The sequence below is a fragment of the Salinibacterium sp. genome (assembly GCF_031364185.1).
Taxonomy (GTDB): domain Bacteria; phylum Actinomycetota; class Actinomycetes; order Actinomycetales; family Microbacteriaceae; genus Rhodoglobus.
On record NZ_JANLVV010000336.1, the window covers coordinates 12,976 to 30,151 of the forward strand.

Here is a 17,176-nt window from a genome sequence, read left to right on the forward strand (position 1 = left end):
GGGGATTAGTACCAGGGGGCCATGCGGATCAACCGCATGGCCTCTTTCTTTGTCTCGGAATCGAGCCCCTCAATAAACAGGTGACCGTCGAGGTGATCTGTCTCGTGCTGCAGTGCCTGGGCCATTAGTTGCGTGCCACTCAGCTCGATCGGGTTACCGTCGAGGTCGACCCCGGTCACCCGAGCGAACGGATAGCGCCTGCGCGGGAAATAAAATCCCGGCACCGAGAGACAGCCCTCGTCGACCAGTTCCGGCTCTCCTGTCACCTCGGCGAGAACGGGATTGATGATGTAGCCAACCACCCCGTCGACGTTGTAGCTGAATGCGCGAAGACCGACACCAATCTGGTTCGCTGCAACTCCGGCCCGGCCCGGCAGTTGCACCGTGTCAAGAAGGTCGTCCACCAACGCGGCCGCCCGGGGATCATCGCGGCGAAGTGGGTCACAGGCAGAGCGAAGCACCGGGTCGCCAAACACGCGAATCTGTCGTTCCGTCATCGATTCAGGATGCGCGCTGCGCGTCAAGTCCATCGACGACGATGGCCGCCAACTCTCGCGCCGCGCTGCGCGTATTCGGCTTGAGCTGGCGATACCTGATCACCGAACCCGTCGCGAGAGTCGGGTCGTAGGGCATGCGCGCGATGGCCCTCACCCTCGAGGCAAAATGGGCCTCGATCTCGTCGAGCTTCACCAGATTCGTGCCCTGGGTTGCTGTGTTCAGAGCGACCACGGCATTCTTCACCAGCTCCGGATACCCGTTGGACTCGAGCCAGGTGAGAGTCTCCGAGGCGAGCCTGGCCTCGTCGACGCTGCCTCCGGAGACCACGATCACCGAGTCGGCGCGCTGGAGAGTCGCACTCATGGCGGAGTGAAGCATCCCGGTGCCGCAATCGGTGACCGCGACCGAGTAGAAGCGTTCGGCAATATCGGCGACCACGTTGTAGTCGTCTTCGTCAAATGCTTCCGAGATGGTGGGGTCGGCGTCGGACGCGAGCACATCCATCCGAGTCTCGTCCCTCGAAATCAGGGTTTGGAACTCGTTGAACGTGGTGACCGATCGAGCTCGGGTGATCACATCCCGCACGGTGGCGCGAGTGTTGCGTGTGATGCGTTCGGCGAGTGTTCCTCGGTCGGGGTTGGCATCAATCGCGATGATGCGGTCTTCGCGCACGTCTGCCATGGCCATCCCCAACAGCGCCGAGATCGTCGTCTTTCCGACGCCCCCCTTGCGTGTGAGAACTGCAACGAACCGCGTGCCGCCCTCGAAGTGTTTGCCGATTCGGGCGTCCAGTGACTTGCGTTGGCGCACGGCGTACGAGTCCCCGATATTGACCAGATGGAAAGTCGCCGTATACAAGACCTCCTGCCACAGCCCCTCGGGGGCTGGCCTGCGTCGACGTTTGCCGTTGTCGATCAGTCGTTCCGCCGTCAGCATCGTGGCTGGCTCGGGGCCGGTGGAGCCCTCGCCGCGCTGCCGTCCGCGACGGCTGTACACGTCATCGGGCTCGGGCAGCGCGGGAATGACGACGGCCGACTCATCCTCGGTGTCGGGCATGATCGCAACCTGGTCAGAAACCAGAGTAATCGTCGTCGTGGCCGGGCCCGAGACATCCATGTAGTCAGGATTGATGGCAATATCGGTGATCGTCAGTGCCGCTTCATCCTCCGGGGTCTCACGAACCTGGAGGGGAAGCGCGACCGTAAAGGTCATACTCTCCGTGACCGATGTACTGAGGGTGAGCTCTGAACTCTGCTCCGGGCCGGCCGGGTCAGTGGTCTCGGCGAACGGCGAGTCAACGGGCTCCGGGTGGGCGACTTCCCGTTCGAGCCTTGCGTTGTCCGCGCTGTCGACGATGGTGGTTTCGTCGTCGGGAGATTCTCGCGTCTCCTCCGGCGCAGCCGAAGCTGCTGCCTCATTCGTAGTGCGCCTGATGGCCACGGTCGTTCCCCTTCGGTGCAAACACCCAACTTTACCGGTTCGCGCGCCGGAGGATACTTCACTTTTAGAGGGAGTGATGGAGGCGCGCCAGACCCTACCCGATTTCGATCAGGAGGTCTCCGGCATCCACCTGTTGCGTTGTGGGTATGGCGAGCCGTTTGACGGTGCCCGACACACTCGTGGTGATCGCCGCTTCCATTTTCATGGCCTCGATGGATGCCACGCTCTGGCCCACCACGACGGCATCCCCCTCGGCCACCTGCAGCGTGACGACCCCCGAGAACGGGGCCGCGATCTGTCCAGGCTTTCCCGCATCGGCCTTCTCAGCCGCCGTGAAATTCACGGCAATGCTCGCATCCCGAACAAGAATGGGACGCAACTGGCCATTGAGTGTCGCCATCACGGTGCGCATGCCCTTTTCGTCGACCGCACCGATGGCCTCAAGCCCGATGTGCAAGCTCACCCCCTTCTCGATCTCCACCACGTGCTCGACACCCTGGCGAAGGCCGTAAAGGTAATCGACAGTGTCGACTACCGACAGGTCACCATACGTTTCTCGACCCTGCTCGAATATCTTCGTCGGCCCGGCGAACAGCAAACGGTTGAGCGCCGACCGACGGCCCCGCGAGTCACCGTCGAGGGCTTGCTGGTCTTCGGCGGTGATCGGCTCGACGCCGATGCGGACCGTACGGCCCTTGAGCACCTTCGTGCGGAACGGCTCGGGCCAGCCGCCCGGTAATTCACCGAGTTCGCCCGCCATGAAGCCGATCACCGAGTCCGGGATGTCGTATCTATCGGGATTCTGCTCAAAATCGGTGGGATCTGCATCGGCAGCGGCCAGAGCGAGAGCCAGATCCCCAACGACCTTCGATGACGGCGTCACCTTGGGCGGCCTGCCCAAGATGCGGTTGGCCTCCGCGTAAAGATCCTCGATCTTCTCGAAATGGTCGGCCAGCCCCAGCGCGATCGCCTGCTGTCGCAGGTTGGAGAGCTGGCCTCCCGGGATTTCGTGCTTGTATACGCGGCCGGTCGGCCCGGGCAATCCCGATTCGAACGGCCGGTAGACGTGCCGGACCGCCTCCCAGTAGGGTTCCAGATCCGAGACGGCCTGCAGCGAGAGTCCGGTGTCGCGATCGGTGTGAGCCAGAGCCGCGACAAGCGCGGAGGCGGAGGGCTGGCTGGTCGTTCCGGCCATGGGGGCGCTCGCGACATCCACCGCATCGGCACCCGCTCGTGACGCCGCGAGAAGCGTCGCCAGCTGACCACCAGCGGTGTCGTGAGTGTGCACATGAACGGGCAGGTCGAACCGCTCACGAAGTGCCGTCACGAGCCGGAATGCGGCCTCGGCGCGCAGCAGTCCCGCCATGTCCTTCACCGCCAGGATATGCGCGCCGGCCTCGACCATCTGGTCTGCCAGTCGCAGGTAGTAATCGAGCGTGTAGAGGTCTTCGGCCGGATCGAGCAGGTCGCCGGTGTAGCACAGGGCGACCTCGGCCACGCCAGAGCCGGTCGCCAATACGGCGTCGATCGCCGGTCGCATCTGGTCGACGTCATTGAGCGCATCAAAGATCCGGAAGATGTCGACTCCACTTGCCGCGGCCTCTGTCACGAACGCGTCGGTCACCTTTGTGGGGTACGGGGTGTAACCGACGGTGTTGCGACCGCGCAGCAGCATCTGGATGGCGATTTTGGGCAGCGCTTCACGCATCGTCGATAGCCGCTCCCACGGGTCCTCGCCGAGGAATCGCAGGGCAACATCGTAGGTTGCGCCACCCCACGCCTCCACCGAGAGCAGCTCAGGGGTGAGTCGTGCCACGTGCGGAAGCACCGCCGCCAGGTCTCGGGTGCGAACGCGCGTGGCGAGCAGTGACTGATGGGCGTCGCGGAAGGTCGTCTCTGTAACGGCGAGCGCTGTCTGAGCTCGCAGGGCGCTCGCAAAGCCGATCGGGCCCAACTCGAGCAGTCGCTGCCGTGAGCCGGCCGGAGCCAGAGCGTCGAGGTCGACTGTCGGAAGTTTCAGGCTCGGGTCGATGATGCCGTCGCCACTACCATGGGGCTGGTTGACAGTAACCTCGGCGAGCCAGTTCAGGATGCGCGTACCGCGGTCTTTTGACTGGCGACCTCGTAACAGCCACGGCCGCTCCTCAATGAATGAGGTGCTCACATCACCCGCGATGAAATCGGGATCATCCAGCACTGCCTGCAGGAAAGGGATGTTCGTGGTCACGCCGCGCAGGCGAAACTCTGCGAGTCCTCGCCGTGCTCTCGTCACCGCGGCCGAAAAATCTCGGCCTCGGCAAGTCATCTTCACCAGCATGGAATCGAAATGCGGAGAAATCTGGGCACCGGCCGCGACGGTGCCACCATCGAGCCGGATTCCTGCTCCGCCCGGTGAGCGATAGGTCGTAATTTTGCCGGTATCCGGTCTGAAGCCCGCCGCCGGGTCCTCCGTGGTGATGCGGCACTGCAGTGCTGCCCCGCGCAGGTGAAGGTTCTCCTGAACCAGGCCAAGTTCGGCGAGAGTCTCACCAAACGCGATCCTCATCTGAGACTGGACCAGGTCGACATCCGTGACCTCCTCGGTCACCGTGTGCTCGACCTGGATGCGCGGATTCATCTCGATGAAAAAGTGCTGGCCCTGTCGCTCCCCCACCGTGTCGAGCAGAAACTCGACGGTGCCGGCGTTGGCGTAGTTGATCGATTTCGCGAAGGCAATCGCATCCCGGTACATCGCCTGGCGGATGGACTCATCCAGATTTGGCGCCGGCGCTATCTCGATCACCTTCTGGTGACGACGCTGCACCGAACAGTCACGCTCGAACAGGTGCACGATATTGCCCTGGGAATCCGCGAGGATCTGCACCTCGATGTGACGGGGACGCACGACCGCCTGCTCGAGGAACATGGTGGGGTCACCAAACGCACTGTCGGCCTCGCGCATGGCCTCCTCAAGGGCACCGCGCAGGGCATCCTTTGTCTCGACACGACGCATGCCGCGCCCACCTCCGCCGGCGACCGCCTTGGCAAAAATGGGAAATCCGATCTCGTCAGCACCCGCCAGCAACTCGTCGAGATCACGCGACGCCGGCGTCGACGCGAGCACCGGAACACCCGCCTGAATCGCGTGTTGCTTCGCGGTCACCTTATTGCCCGCCATCTCGAGAACGCTCGTGGGTGGCCCGATGAAAGTAATCCCGGCATCGGATGCGGCCTGGGCCAGATCCGGGTTTTCCGAAAGAAATCCGTAGCCAGGGTAGATCGCATCGGCGCCGCACTGCCGGGCGACCCTGATGATCTCGCTCACATCGAGGTAGGCCCTGACCGGGTGACCCTTCTCGCCGATCTGATAGGCCTCGTCGGCCTTCAGCCGATGCATTGAGTTGCGATCCTCCCACGGGAACACCGCCACCGTTTTGGCTCCGAGTTCGAACGCTGCCCGCATGGCGCGGATCGCGATCTCACCGCGATTGGCTACAAGAATCTTCGTGAACATCCGGTCCTTTCCTGACAGCGCCCAGTGTAGGGCGACCGAACACTGGCAATTGCCCAAGCAGGTACCCAAAAAACGGCCATGATTTAGGTTCTTTAACAGTAGTGAAGGTATCGTCGTTACTCGTGCATGTACTCAGCGTCAGCTCCCTCAAGGGGGGCGTGGGAAAGACCACCGTGACGCTCGGGCTTGCCTCGGCCGCCTTCGCCCGCGGCGTCCGTACCCTGGTCGTCGATCTCGACCCCCAGTCCGATGTGTCTACCGGGATGGATATCGAGGTGGGCGGTCACTTGAACATTGCCGACGTCCTCGCCTCCCCGAAAGAAAAGATCGTGCGCGCCGCCATCGCGCCCAGCGGCTGGACCAGGGGGCGCCCCGGCACCGTGGACGTGCTGATCGGTTCGCCATCCGCCATAAATTTTGATGGACCGCACCCCAGCATCCGCGATATATGGAAGCTCGAGGAGGCGCTGGCCCACGTCGAAGCCGACTACGACCTTGTGCTCATCGACTGTGCACCGTCCCTGAATGCCCTCACGCGTACCGCCTGGGCCGCGAGTGACAGGGTCACCATCGTGACCGAACCCGGACTGTTCTCGGTAGCGGCGGCAGACCGGGCACTTCGCGCTATCGAGGAGATTCGACGCGGGCTCTCTCCCAGGCTGCAGCCCCTCGGAATCATCGTCAACCGACTGCGGTCGCAATCACTGGAGCACCAATTCCGCATCAAAGAGCTTCGCGACATGTTCGGTCCTCTTGTTCTCAGCCCCCAATTGCCGGAGCGCACCTCGCTGCAGCAGGCGCAGGGCGCCGCAAAGCCGCTGCACGTGTGGCCTGGTGAGAGTGCTCAGGAGATGGCGCGCAACTTCGACCAACTACTCGAACGGGTCATGCGCACGGCGCGTATTGGCGACTACGCGAACGAGCCAGCCTGAGCCCCGCTCGAGGCCAGCCTGACCCCGCTAGAGGATTGTGGGCTGGCGGCACATCACGTTGCGGCGATACTGGCGTGACGCGGCGGTAACGCAGCGACGATGAATGCCCAGTGCTCCCGTGAGACGGAGCGAAACCTATGAGGCGCGCACCGCTCGGCGCCGTGCCAATTCATCCATGGGATCTTCCCCCGCGACGGAATCAAGCTCGACGAGATCGTGCTCAACCTCGCGCAGCACCTTACCCACGGCAATGCCGAAGACGCCCTGGCCGCGACTGACCAGGTCAATGACCTCATCGTTCGACGTGCACAGGTAGACGCTGGCACCGTCGCTCATCAGCGTGGTCTGGGCGAGGTCGCTGATACCGGATTCACGGAGCTGGTTCACGGCTACCCGGATCTGCTGCAGCGAAATGCCGGTATCGAGAAGCCTTTTGACAAGTTTGAGAACCAGGATGTCGCGAAAGCCATACAGTCTTTGAGACCCCGAACCCGCCGCGCCCCGCACAGTGGGCTCGACGAGCTGAGTGCGAGCCCAATAGTCGAGCTGGCGGTAGCTGATTCCTGCCGCGCGAGCGGCTATTGCCCCGCGGTAGCCGGCACTGGAATCGAGCTCAGGCATTCCGTCGGTGAAGAGCAGGCCGAGGTCGTAGCGTGATTCCTCGCTTCGGCTGAGTTCACTCATGGCACATGCCCCTTAATGCTGGAGAGTACAAACATTCATCTTGCAGTTGACACTTAACGTTGCGTCTAAGACCAAGGTACTCACGCTCCCCACCTCGACAGGCTACATTCGCCAGGCGTGTCGAAACCGGGTAGCTCGAACGTACTACGAATCCAGTCTCGTCAGGGCGGATCTGATCAGACTGCTGCGCACAATTTCCAACTGACCCGCAATCTCACGAGCCATCTCTGCTGCTCTGGCCCGGCTCGACGCGTCTTTGCGTCGTGCGACCGGCATCAGCGCGTTCTCAATCAGCCCCAGTTCCCGTTCCGCCGCCGCGCGGAAGCCTCGCAGGTGCCTCGGTTCGATGCCTGAGCGCTGAAGTTCCACGAGAGACCTCAGCACCGCGAGCGCATCCTCACCGAACAGATCTGCCGGGACAATGAGGGATGCCGTGACGGCGTCTCCCAGCAACATCGAGTTCGCGCCAGCCTCCCTGACCAGCTCATCGCGGCTCAGTCGGCGCTCGGTCGACAGCATCGACGGTGCGGCAAGTGCGCCTCCCGGCAGCTCGGGAGATCGGCCGGCATCGAGTTCAGTGAGGTAGCCGCGGATGACTTTCAGAGGCAGGTAATGGTCCCGCTGCATTGTCAGCACGAATCGAAGTCGTTCCATGTCGGTAGCGGAGAATTTGCGGTACCCGGACTCGGTACGCGCGGGAGCCACCAACTGGCGTTCCTCCAGAAACCGCAGTTTGGACGGAGTGAGATCCGGAAACTCGGGATTGAGCTTGGCGAGCACCTGTCCGATGCTCAAAAGGCTCGGACCCCCAGACGTTCTTTGCTGGGGAGAAGCGCTCGCCACTACCGTCCGGCCAGGTGGGCAAGATCGAGTCGCGATGCATAAAACGTCAGGCGGAACTTGCCGACCTGCACCTCGGCACCGTCGCTCAGGAGTGCGGTATCGATGCGGACGCCATCGAAGTAGGTGCCGTTCAGGGATCCCAGATCTTTAACCTGGAAGGCCGTGCCATGGCGTAGAAATTCGGCATGACGACGCGATACCGTCACGTCATCGAGAAAGATATCGGCCTCGGGGTGGCGCCCCACGGTCGTCACGTCTGAATCCAGCAGGAAACGGGCGCCCACATTCGGTCCGCGGCGAACGACGAGGAGGGCAGAACCCGACGGAAGAGCAGAGATCGCGTCCTGCTCGTCCGGTGATGCCGAACTGTCAAGGGCCGCGAGTTGTGCCGCAAACTCGTCGCCATACGTGACGGTCGTATCATCGCGCGGCGTTGAGGTCTCTTCAGGCACAGCATCTCCCAAGTCTGCTTCTTCGGGTGCGGCACCCTGGGGATCGCCAGATCCGTCGCTCGTGCGGTCGTGCTCAGTCATAGCGTTTCTCCCCTGAACACCACAGTAACGGATTCCGTGGCTGGCTCACCCCGCCAATCCAAAAGAGATCTGATGTCAGGGCATTGCCGACACTGCACGGCCGCGTGCCGCACCATTCCCGCGTTTCGATCCGCTGCCGGGGCGGGTGCGGGCTACCGTGATGGCATGTCATCGTCCACCTACGCGGCCTCTCCTCGCGGCGAGCAGTCCGACTCCGCAACATCGGCGACGGAGCGCAAGGTGACACTGCATCAACCATTACCTGAGGGCGCAGCCGCCTGATGAACGCGCCATCGGCCCGTGTCGACAGCTGGCTCTGGGCCATTCGGGTGTTCAAGACGCGCTCCGCGGCAACGGCGGCGACACGGGCCGGGCACATCCGCGTCAATGGTGATCGCGCGAAAGCGGCCCAACCCGTTCGCATTGGCGATGAGGTGAAAGTGCGAGTTGCCGGCTTCGATCGCATCCTGATCGTGCGGGGCATCATCTCGAAACGAGTGGGAGCCGTTGTCGCCGTGGATGCGTACCTCGACACCAGCCCTCCGCTGCCCGAACCCGAGGACGTGGCCATGCTTCCGCGTCGTGATCGGGGCGCCGGTCGACCGACCAAACGCGAGCGGCGTGACATGGAGAAGTTGCGCGGCCGGACGCTAGACGAGCAGCACTGAGCTCCCAGCATCCGGCGTTATTGTCAGGTCATGGGCAGAATCTCGGATGCGTGGCGCTCTCACCTGCTCACTACGTTCTCTGGTGACAGTTCGGGGCGGCCGCGCTGGGTAGAACGAATGGAACTCGGCGACGACGAGGGCTACTTCGGGCCAGACTCCGCGGCGTGGGCTGTTCATGGCGGCATGGCGACGCTGGTCGCAGGCATCAGGGCACTTCTCATGCAAACCCTTCACCCCGGGGCGATGGCGGGGGTCCATGACTGGTCGCGATACCGCGAAGATCCGCTGGGGCGGTTGTCCGGCACGATCCAGTGGCTCGTCACGGTGACGTTCGCTGATACCGAGCAAGCTCGGCTCGAATCATCCCGTGTCGGTAAGTACCATGACAGGGTCGCCGGGACCTATCTGGATGCGCAGGGTATCGAGCGGAACTACACGGCCGGCGATCCCGAGCTTCTCACCTGGGTGCACGCCGTGTTTACGGACGCGTTTCTTGGATGCCACGAGTTATGGGGTCCGGCGATTCCGGGAGGAGCGGACGGCTACGTGCGCGAGTGGGCGGTGGCGGGAGAATTGGTCGGCGTTGAGTGCCCTCCACGGTCGCGCGCCGAGCTTAAGGCGCAGATCGACGGTTTCAGACCCGTGCTCAAGACAGATGAACGGGTTGCGGAGGCCGTGAGATTCATCCGAAATCCGCCGCTTCGACGCTCAATGATGCCGGCCTACCGGGTGCTGTTTGCCGGCGCGGTGGCCTCCCTGCCCGAGGAACATCGACGGCTGCTCGGCTTGCGGCGCTCGCGTTTACCGGTGATCTGGGCGACCGGCGCGGTTTTGAGAACGGTTGGCGCGCTACTGGGCACGTCATCGACCAGCGAGGATGCCGCACGGGCACGGATCGCCCGTCTCGAAGCGGAACGACACTCAGTCTGACGGTGAGGGCAGCCCGAATGACAATGCGGGTGTGACCATCAGTCCGGGCGGGGTACGCTCGGTGGACGAGCCGCCGGGCTCACTGGAGGCCGGGCTCATAAGAGGAGATTCTCATGGCCGATAAATCACCCAAGAAATCCACAGCCAAGACCGCGGCCAGCAAGTCGCTGAGAGAGAAGCGGGCTGAGAAGAAAGACAAGGCCGCGAGCAAACGTAAGGACTAGCCCCTGTCGGCGGCGCGGTGCAGGCTCGCATCATGACTCACGGAATCGTTCCCCCGTACCTGCTGGTGAGAATCTCGCGGCTCGATGACGCGAAGTTCGCTGTGGCCGCGAACGCCGCACGCAATGCTCTTGAGCACGACAAGACAATGCGCTCCGTGCGATTCAACTTCAGTTTCGACGAGAACAATACGCTCGTCGCTGAGGTCGTCGATGCACCAAATCGCACCGTCGCGGATGCCGCAACGACCGAATCGCTACCCGGCGCAGTTGTGCGTCGAGAGGGTGACGGACCCTCAGGCGACCCGGCAGCAGACGAAGCGTACGAGGGGCTCGGAGCAACTTTTGCGCTGTTCTCCGAAGTGTACGGCCGCAATTCGATCGACGCGGCAGGATTACCCCTCGACGCTACCGTCCACTACGGCAAGCTTTACGACAATGCCTTCTGGAACGGCGAGCGTATGGTTTTCGGCGACGGGGACGGAGAAATTTTTTCCAGGTTCACCGCTTCCCTGTCTGTCATCGGCCATGAGCTGACGCACGGAATCACGCAATACTCGGCGGGCCTTGTCTATCGCGATCAGTCTGGCGCGTTGAACGAATCCGTGTCCGATGTGTTCGGCGCACTCGTGGAGCAGTACTTTCTCGACCAGTCGGTCGACGAAGCGACATGGCTGATAGGTGCGGGTATCTTCACCACGGAAGTAAAGGGCTCGGCGCTTCGCTCACTCAAAGCGCCTGGCACCGCGTACGACGACGAGACACTGGGGAAGGATCCCCAGCCCGGCCACCTCGACGACTACATCGATACCGACGACGATGAGGGGGGCGTGCACCTGAATTCGGGCATCCCCAATCGCGCGTTCTACCTTGTTGCCGAAGCACTGGGAGGGAACGCCTGGGAGCACGCCGGCCAAATCTGGTACGACACCATCACTGGGCCGAGCCTTACCGCTCGGGCAGATTTTTCAGCGTTCGCCAGCGCGACGCTCGAGGCGGCTTCGGCGCGATATGGCGCCACCTCCGCCGAAGTCGCCGCCGTCCGCGAGGGCTGGCGCGGCGTCGGGGTTGCCACCAACACCGTCAAAGTTGGCCGGGATGAGCGCTGAACTGACGATCACCGTCGCCCGCTCGGGCGGTTTCGCGGGCCTGAAGCATGAGTGGTCGGTATCCGCGGCGCTTGACGAAGCCGCTGACCTGATCGCGCTGGTCGATGCCTGCCCGTGGCGCAGCATCCATTCGGATGCAGTGTCACGTGATCGCTTCGTGTACCTCATCACCGTTCGCGCCCCCCACAAACGTCGCTCCGCCAGGCTGCCGGAGGCATCACTGACGGGCCCATGGAAGACCCTGGTGACGCGGGTACAGCAGGAGAAACCCATTATTGGCACGTCGGGTACCACTCCTCGCGTGATGTAGATCGTGGGCACCCTGTCGCGGGGTAGCTGAGTTTCGGGCCGCCTAAGCCTCTGGCTTTGCAGTCTTCGCCGGACCACTGCGGGCCGGTGACGCTGTTGCGGGGGCACTCGCCGACTGGGCGCCCGCGATCCCCTTTCCGATAGCGTCGCCCGTCATACGCCCAGTGATGATGTCGGAGATGTCGATGCCCACGAGGTCTTTCAGAATCTGGTTGACCGTCATGAGTTGGGTCGCTACGTTCTGACCGACCTGCTCTGCGCCTTTGCCATCCGATGAGATGACGGTCATGTTGGCTATCGAGGCGAGGGGCTCGGATGCGGCGCGCACGATCTCTGGGAGCTGAGCGATCACCTGCTGGCGCAACAGGTCACCGGCACCCTGCTCGAGCGCTTCGGCGCGCGACCTCGTGGCTTCAGCCTCCGCGTTACCTCGGGCACGGATCGATGCGGCCTCGGCCTCACCCTCGGCCTGAAGAGCCTCGGCGGCCGCGATGCGGCGATTCTTCTCCGACAGTCCCTCGGCCTCCACGGCCTCGGCAGCGCTGCGCCGGCGGTTGCGCTCGGCAAGCCCCTCGGCTTCGATGGCTTCGGCGCTGGAGCGACGCGAGTCGCGGTCCGCGTTGGCGGCGGCGACCGCGGCCGTGGCATCCGCCTCGGCTTTCTTGGAGATGGAGTATGCCTGGGCGTCTGCGACCGCGCGAATCTCGGCGTCAAGCTCCTGCTTGCGAAGACCAACACGCTTGCCTGCGGTAATTTCCTGCTGGGCCACAACCTCCTGCTGGGCTATCGCTTCCGCCAGCGGGGCTGCCGCTGCCGCTTCGGCGCGTGCTTTATCCGTCTCCTTCTGGATTTCGGCGTTACGCAGGTCGAGCTTGCGCTGGGATTCGGCGACGGCCTGATCCGCGGCGATCCTCGCTTCTTCCGACGCCTGGCGTGACACGGACTCAGCGATCTCGGCGACCTGTTTCACCCGTGCGGCCTCACCACGACCAAGGTCGCGGATGTAGCCATTATCGTCATCGATTTCTTTGATCTGCAGGGTGTCGATGGTCAGGCCCTGCACATCGAGCGATTCACGCACGGCCTCGAGTACCTGGCCCTGGAGGGCCGAGCGGTTGGTGATAATCTCGGTGACCGTCAGCTGCCCGACGATCGACCTCACCGAACCACTCAGCACTTCTTCGGTGGATGTCTCGATCTGGTCCTGTTGGTTGAGAAAACGCTGGGCGGCCGCGCGCACCATCGACTCTGATCCTCCGACCTTGACAACCGCGACCGCATTGACCCTGATGGTGATGGCATCCCGCGTTTGCGCAGTTGCCTGCACGTTCAACTGACGGCTGCGCAGGCTCAGTTTGAAGTACGCCTCGATCACCGGCTTGACGAACACGCGCGAACCGAATACGACCTTCTGGCCGGCATTCTCCGTCTCGGCCTCGCCCTTTTTCAGTGCCTTCTGCCTCGAGGTGACAATGATCGCTTCGTCGGGTTTGGCGACCTTGATACCGCGCAGCAGCGTGATGATGACCCCCAGCGCAACGAGGACAACGGCTCCGACGGTCACGGCATTCATCACAAAATCGGGAGAAAACATGTAGGGAGGCCCTTCCAAGGGTGGGTTGGTCGACTCGAGCCTAGCGGGGAGGGGCACGCTATCTCGAGTTTTACTCGAACCGTGAAGGCGGGTCGAGTTCTGAAAGGCGCCACACACCATCGCCCGGCACTAGCGTGAACATATGACGGAAGTGGCCGAGGAAGCAGCGAAGCTCAGGACGGTCGCCATCGCGTTCGTGGCGAACCTATTAGTCGCGATCGCCAAGTCTGTGGCCGCCGCACTCACAGGCTCGGCCTCGATGCTCGCGGAGTCCGCACACTCCTGGGCCGACGCCGGCAACGAAATTTTCCTCCTCATCGCTGAGCGGCGATCGGTGAAGCCCGCAGATGTGTCGCACCCTCTCGGATTCGGCCGCGAAGCTTACGTCTGGTCGCTTTTCGCCGCGGTGGGACTCTTCACTGCCGGTGCCGTGGTGTCGGTGCAGCACGGAATCACCGAGCTCATCGACCCCGAGCCCGCGAGGGACTTTGGCATCGCCTACGTCGTACTCGCCATTGCCGCCGTACTGGAGGGCATCTCGTTTGCGCAGTCGATAGTCCAGGCGCGTAGGGGTGCTGCACGTTTTGGGCGCACCACCATCGAGTACGCGCTGAACAGTTCCAACCCCACGCTTCGCGCTGTGCTGGCCGAAGATGCTGCCGCACTGACGGGGCTCGCGATAGCGTTCGCCGGCATCCTGTTGCACCAACTCACCGGAAGCTCCGCCTGGGATGCGATGGGTTCGCTCGCGATCGGGTTGCTCCTGGGAGTGGTCGCGGTCATCCTGATCAATCGCAACCGTCGATTCCTGGTTGGGCAGACTCCGGATGTCAGGATCCGCGCTGCCGCAGGCCGGGCGCTGGCCGAACATCCCGAAATCAATCGGGTCACCTACCTGCATCTCGAGTTCGTCGGCCCCGCGCAGCTCTTCGTGGTTGCCGCCGTTGATCTGGAGGGCGATCACCGTGAGGGCGAGATCGCCCTGCAACTGCGCACCCTCGAGCGCGCTATCGAGAAGAACACCATGATCCAAAAGGCGATACTCACCCTGTCGGTTTCAGACGAGCCCTCAATTACGTTCTGACCGCTCCACCACGGTCGGGGTGGAACGGGCTAGTCGAGATCAGCGTCAAGACCGCCAAGCCGACGCAGCACCGCATTCAGCAGCGTGCCCTCGGCATCCGGGATCACATGGTGATTGAGGTAGATGCCCTCAAGCCACGGCAACACTTCGTCGGCGGCAAGACCCACGGCATCCCAGTCGACGCCGGGCAGCGCTTTCGATCGCGGGATTCCCGTGCGCGCGTCGGTCCACGCCTGGGCGATCGGCAGGTCCGGGTCTGATTCACCGCTGCCCCAGGCCAGGGCAATCGGGTGATTCTCTCCCTCAATATGGTCGTGTGACACATTGCCGGCCCCCAGCCAGGGAAGGGTCATCAACTCTCCCTCCACTTCAATCTCGAGCAGCTCGAGCTGCGCGGGTTGCTCCACCTCACAGATGTACAGATCGAATCCCGAGTCGTGCCAGCCCGCGGCCTGCGCAATGTCATCGAGAAGGCCAGGCATCAGGGCATGAAAGTCTTTCGCCAGCAGCGTCGACCACGCCAGTACCTCCCGAGTGTCTCCGATCGACCACGGACTTGAGTTGCGGTGCTCCCCTGTGCCGGTATGGAAGTGATGGTCGACGCCTGAGCTCGACGTCTCAAGATGAAGCTGGCCAGTACCGAATTCCACGTGCAGGTCACTCACCTGCGCGTCGTCATCCCAATCAGCAAAGAGTTCCGGTGCCGACATTCGAGCGGGCAGGGTGAGGGATGCCGCGTGCGAAACTCCAAGGTTCAGAACGGCTCGCAGGCGCGTGTTGGGCATCCGCAGGCTCAGGTCGGTCATCCCGCAATTGTAGTTGTGGCTCGAGGTTCCGACCGGGGACTACCGTTGACAGCATGACGTCCCACGACACGACCGCACCACCCGAAACTGACACTGCCCCGGCAACGACGGGATTCGCCGACCTTGGCTTGAGTGACGCGGTGTTGAAAGCGGTGCGCGATGTGGGCTACGAGTCACCGTCGGCAATCCAGGCCGCGACCATCCCTCCGCTGCTTGCTGGCCGGGATGTTGTCGGCCTGGCTCAGACCGGAACGGGAAAGACTGCCGCATTCGCGCTGCCGATCCTGTCCCGTCTGGAGGTCTCGCAGAAGAAGCCGCAGGCGCTCGTGCTCTCCCCCACCCGCGAATTGGCGCTGCAGGTGTGCGAAGCGTTCGAGCAGTACGCTTCCCATCTGAAGGGCGTGCATGTTCTCCCCGTCTATGGCGGCCAGGCGTACGGCGTTCAGCTATCGGCCCTGCGACGCGGGGTGCACATCGTGGTGGGTACGCCCGGACGCATCATGGATCACCTCGCCAAGGGCACACTCGACCTCTCAGAGCTCAAGTACCTAGTTCTTGATGAGGCCGACGAGATGCTCAAGATGGGTTTCGCGGAAGATGTCGAGACGATCCTCGCCGACACCCCAGACGATAAACAGGTTGCACTGTTCTCGGCCACCATGCCGGCGCAGATTCGTCGGATCTCGAAGAAATACCTGAAGGACGCAGAAGAGGTCACGGTAGAGAACAAGACCACCACCTCGGCGAACACGACGCAGCGCTACCTCATGGTGTCGTATCCGCAAAAGGTCGATGCGCTGACCCGCATCCTTGAGGTGGAGAATTTCGAGGGCATGATCGTTTTTGTTCGCACCAAGAACGAGACCGAGACGCTCGCCGAGAAGCTGCGGGCTCGAGGATATTCGGCGGCAGCAATCAGCGGCGACGTGGCCCAAGCCCAGCGCGAGCGCACCGTCAGCCAGTTGAAGTCGGGCAAGCTCGACATCCTGGTGGCAACGGATGTCGCGGCGCGCGGCCTCGACGTCGACCGCATCAGCCACGTGGTGAACTTCGACATCCCGATCGACACTGAGTCGTACGTACACCGCATCGGCCGCACCGGTCGTGCCGGACGCAGCGGAGCGGCGATCAGCTTCGTCACACCTCGTGAGCGAAGGCTGTTGGGCGCCATCGAAAAGGCGACCCGCCAGCCACTGACGCAGATGCAATTACCGTCAGTGGATGATGTGAACGTCACTCGACTGGCTCGATTCGACGACGCCATCACCGAAGCGCTCAACCAACAGGGTCGTATCGCCGCCTTCCGCGACATCGTCGGGCACTACATCAAAAACCACGACGTTCCTGAGGCGGATGTTGCGGCAGCACTCGCCGTGGTGGCGCAGGGTGACATCCCATTATTGCTCTCGGCCGACAACGAACGACCCCAGCGTGTCGAGCGCGAGGAGCGCGTGGCTCGGGACGACCGTGGCGAGCGTCCCGAACGACGCCCTCGCTCGAATAAGGCCATGGCCCCGTACCGCATTGAGGTGGGAAAACGCCATCGCGTTGAACCGCGACAGATCGTCGGAGCACTCGCTAACGAGGGCGGCCTGAGTCGGGACGACTTCGGTCACATCCAAATTCGACCGGATTTCTCGATCGTGGAGCTACCCGCAGACCTGCCGGGCCACGTGCTGGCCAAGCTGAAGGACACCCGCATCAGCGGCAAGCTGATCGAGATTCGGGCAGACTCTCGCGGAGGCACGCAGCAGGGCGAACGACCGGGGCGCTACAAGGGCTGAGCCGCCGGCGGGCGCCCTGCCTCCGCGCAATCGCGACACCACCACCCTGTGAAGCGTTCGAGCATCACCAGCTCTCGCGGTGAGCCGCAGGTCGGGCACGGCGGGCTCGCACCGTCGGAGTCGGTGTGCTCCGTGGCTCGCGCGGTCGTGTCATCCATTCGGGAAGTGTAGCGACCCTCGGTGTGCTGCCATTCGATGAACCACAGTGGGCAACCCAGCAACGTCGCGGTGCCGCAACGACGATCCCA

Annotated in this window: 16 protein-coding genes; 7 read left to right on the plus strand and 9 right to left on the minus strand. The window is 63.1% G+C overall.

The features are described from left to right. Positions 1 to 5: 5 nt before the first annotated feature. The 3 genes from RMN95_RS14635 to RMN95_RS14645 form a co-directional block, all read right to left on the minus strand. Positions 6 to 497: a peptide deformylase gene (locus tag RMN95_RS14635; RefSeq protein WP_309617643.1), complete on the minus strand. Its 492-nt coding sequence runs from the start codon at positions 495 to 497 to the stop codon at positions 6 to 8. 4 nt (positions 498 to 501) lie between these two features. Then, positions 502 to 1,938, minus strand: coding sequence for a MinD/ParA family protein (locus RMN95_RS14640; protein WP_309617644.1), 1,437 nt, complete (start codon positions 1,936 to 1,938; stop codon positions 502 to 504). A gap of 94 nt (positions 1,939 to 2,032) precedes the next feature. Beyond that, a complete protein-coding gene (locus RMN95_RS14645) occupies positions 2,033 to 5,431 on the minus strand; it encodes a pyruvate carboxylase (protein ID WP_309617645.1) in 3,399 nt (1,132 codons plus the stop codon). A gap of 122 nt (positions 5,432 to 5,553) precedes the next feature. On the opposite strand from RMN95_RS14645, the gene RMN95_RS14650 reads away from it, so the two are divergent. Next, positions 5,554 to 6,363 (plus strand): ParA family protein, encoded by an 810-nt coding sequence (locus tag RMN95_RS14650; protein ID WP_309617646.1) that lies wholly within the window; start codon positions 5,554 to 5,556, stop codon positions 6,361 to 6,363. 135 nt (positions 6,364 to 6,498) lie between these two features. Here the strand turns inward: RMN95_RS14650 and RMN95_RS14655 are convergent, their stop codons facing one another. The 3 genes from RMN95_RS14655 to RMN95_RS14665 form a co-directional block, all read right to left on the minus strand. Then, positions 6,499 to 7,047, minus strand: a complete 549-nt coding sequence (locus tag RMN95_RS14655) for a MerR family transcriptional regulator (protein WP_309617647.1) — start codon at positions 7,045 to 7,047, stop codon at positions 6,499 to 6,501. A gap of 144 nt (positions 7,048 to 7,191) precedes the next feature. Beyond that, positions 7,192 to 7,842, minus strand: coding sequence for a MerR family transcriptional regulator (locus tag RMN95_RS14660; RefSeq protein WP_309617648.1), 651 nt, complete (start codon positions 7,840 to 7,842; stop codon positions 7,192 to 7,194). Between the two features lie 47 nt (positions 7,843 to 7,889). Then, a complete protein-coding gene (locus tag RMN95_RS14665) occupies positions 7,890 to 8,423 on the minus strand; it encodes an FHA domain-containing protein (protein ID WP_309617649.1) in 534 nt (177 codons plus the stop codon). A gap of 281 nt (positions 8,424 to 8,704) precedes the next feature. Here RMN95_RS14665 and RMN95_RS14670 point away from each other — a divergent pair, with 281 nt between their 5' ends. From RMN95_RS14670 to RMN95_RS14685, 4 genes are all read left to right on the plus strand, one after another. Further along, positions 8,705 to 9,091 carry a S4 domain-containing protein gene (locus RMN95_RS14670; RefSeq protein ID WP_309617650.1) on the plus strand — a complete coding sequence of 129 codons (387 nt, stop codon included), beginning with the start codon at positions 8,705 to 8,707 and terminating at the stop codon, positions 9,089 to 9,091. A gap of 30 nt (positions 9,092 to 9,121) precedes the next feature. Then, positions 9,122 to 10,021 carry an oxygenase MpaB family protein gene (locus tag RMN95_RS14675; protein WP_309617651.1) on the plus strand — a complete coding sequence of 300 codons (900 nt, stop codon included), beginning with the start codon at positions 9,122 to 9,124 and terminating at the stop codon, positions 10,019 to 10,021. 256 nt (positions 10,022 to 10,277) lie between these two features. Continuing rightward, the gene (locus RMN95_RS14680; RefSeq protein ID WP_309617652.1) at positions 10,278 to 11,351 is read left to right on the plus strand and encodes a M4 family metallopeptidase; all 1,074 of its coding nucleotides are present in this window, start codon (positions 10,278 to 10,280) and stop codon (positions 11,349 to 11,351) included. Continuing rightward, complete coding sequence (locus tag RMN95_RS14685) at positions 11,341 to 11,661, plus strand: protealysin inhibitor emfourin (RefSeq protein ID WP_309617653.1); 321 nt, start codon at positions 11,341 to 11,343, stop codon at positions 11,659 to 11,661. The genes RMN95_RS14680 and RMN95_RS14685 overlap by 11 nt, the downstream gene beginning before the upstream one ends. Positions 11,662 to 11,703: 42 nt before the next feature. Here RMN95_RS14685 and RMN95_RS14690 read toward each other — a convergent pair whose 3' ends face one another. Then, the gene (locus RMN95_RS14690; protein WP_309617654.1) at positions 11,704 to 13,254 is read right to left on the minus strand and encodes an SPFH domain-containing protein; all 1,551 of its coding nucleotides are present in this window, start codon (positions 13,252 to 13,254) and stop codon (positions 11,704 to 11,706) included. Positions 13,255 to 13,396: 142 nt separating this feature from the next. On the opposite strand from RMN95_RS14690, the gene RMN95_RS14695 reads away from it, so the two are divergent. After that, entirely contained in the window at positions 13,397 to 14,338 is a 942-nt protein-coding gene (locus RMN95_RS14695) for a cation diffusion facilitator family transporter (protein ID WP_309617655.1), read from the plus strand. A gap of 29 nt (positions 14,339 to 14,367) precedes the next feature. On the opposite strand, the gene RMN95_RS14700 is transcribed toward RMN95_RS14695, so the two are convergent. Further along, positions 14,368 to 15,144: a hypothetical protein gene (locus RMN95_RS14700; protein ID WP_309617656.1), complete on the minus strand. Its 777-nt coding sequence runs from the start codon at positions 15,142 to 15,144 to the stop codon at positions 14,368 to 14,370. 53 nt (positions 15,145 to 15,197) lie between these two features. On the opposite strand from RMN95_RS14700, the gene RMN95_RS14705 reads away from it, so the two are divergent. Then, positions 15,198 to 16,928, plus strand: coding sequence for a DEAD/DEAH box helicase (locus tag RMN95_RS14705; RefSeq protein ID WP_309617657.1), 1,731 nt, complete (start codon positions 15,198 to 15,200; stop codon positions 16,926 to 16,928). Here the strand turns inward: RMN95_RS14705 and RMN95_RS14710 are convergent. Beyond that, the coding region (locus RMN95_RS14710) for a hypothetical protein (RefSeq protein ID WP_309617658.1) at positions 16,916 to 17,176 on the minus strand (261 nt) is incomplete at its 5' end. The genes RMN95_RS14705 and RMN95_RS14710 overlap by 13 nt on opposite strands.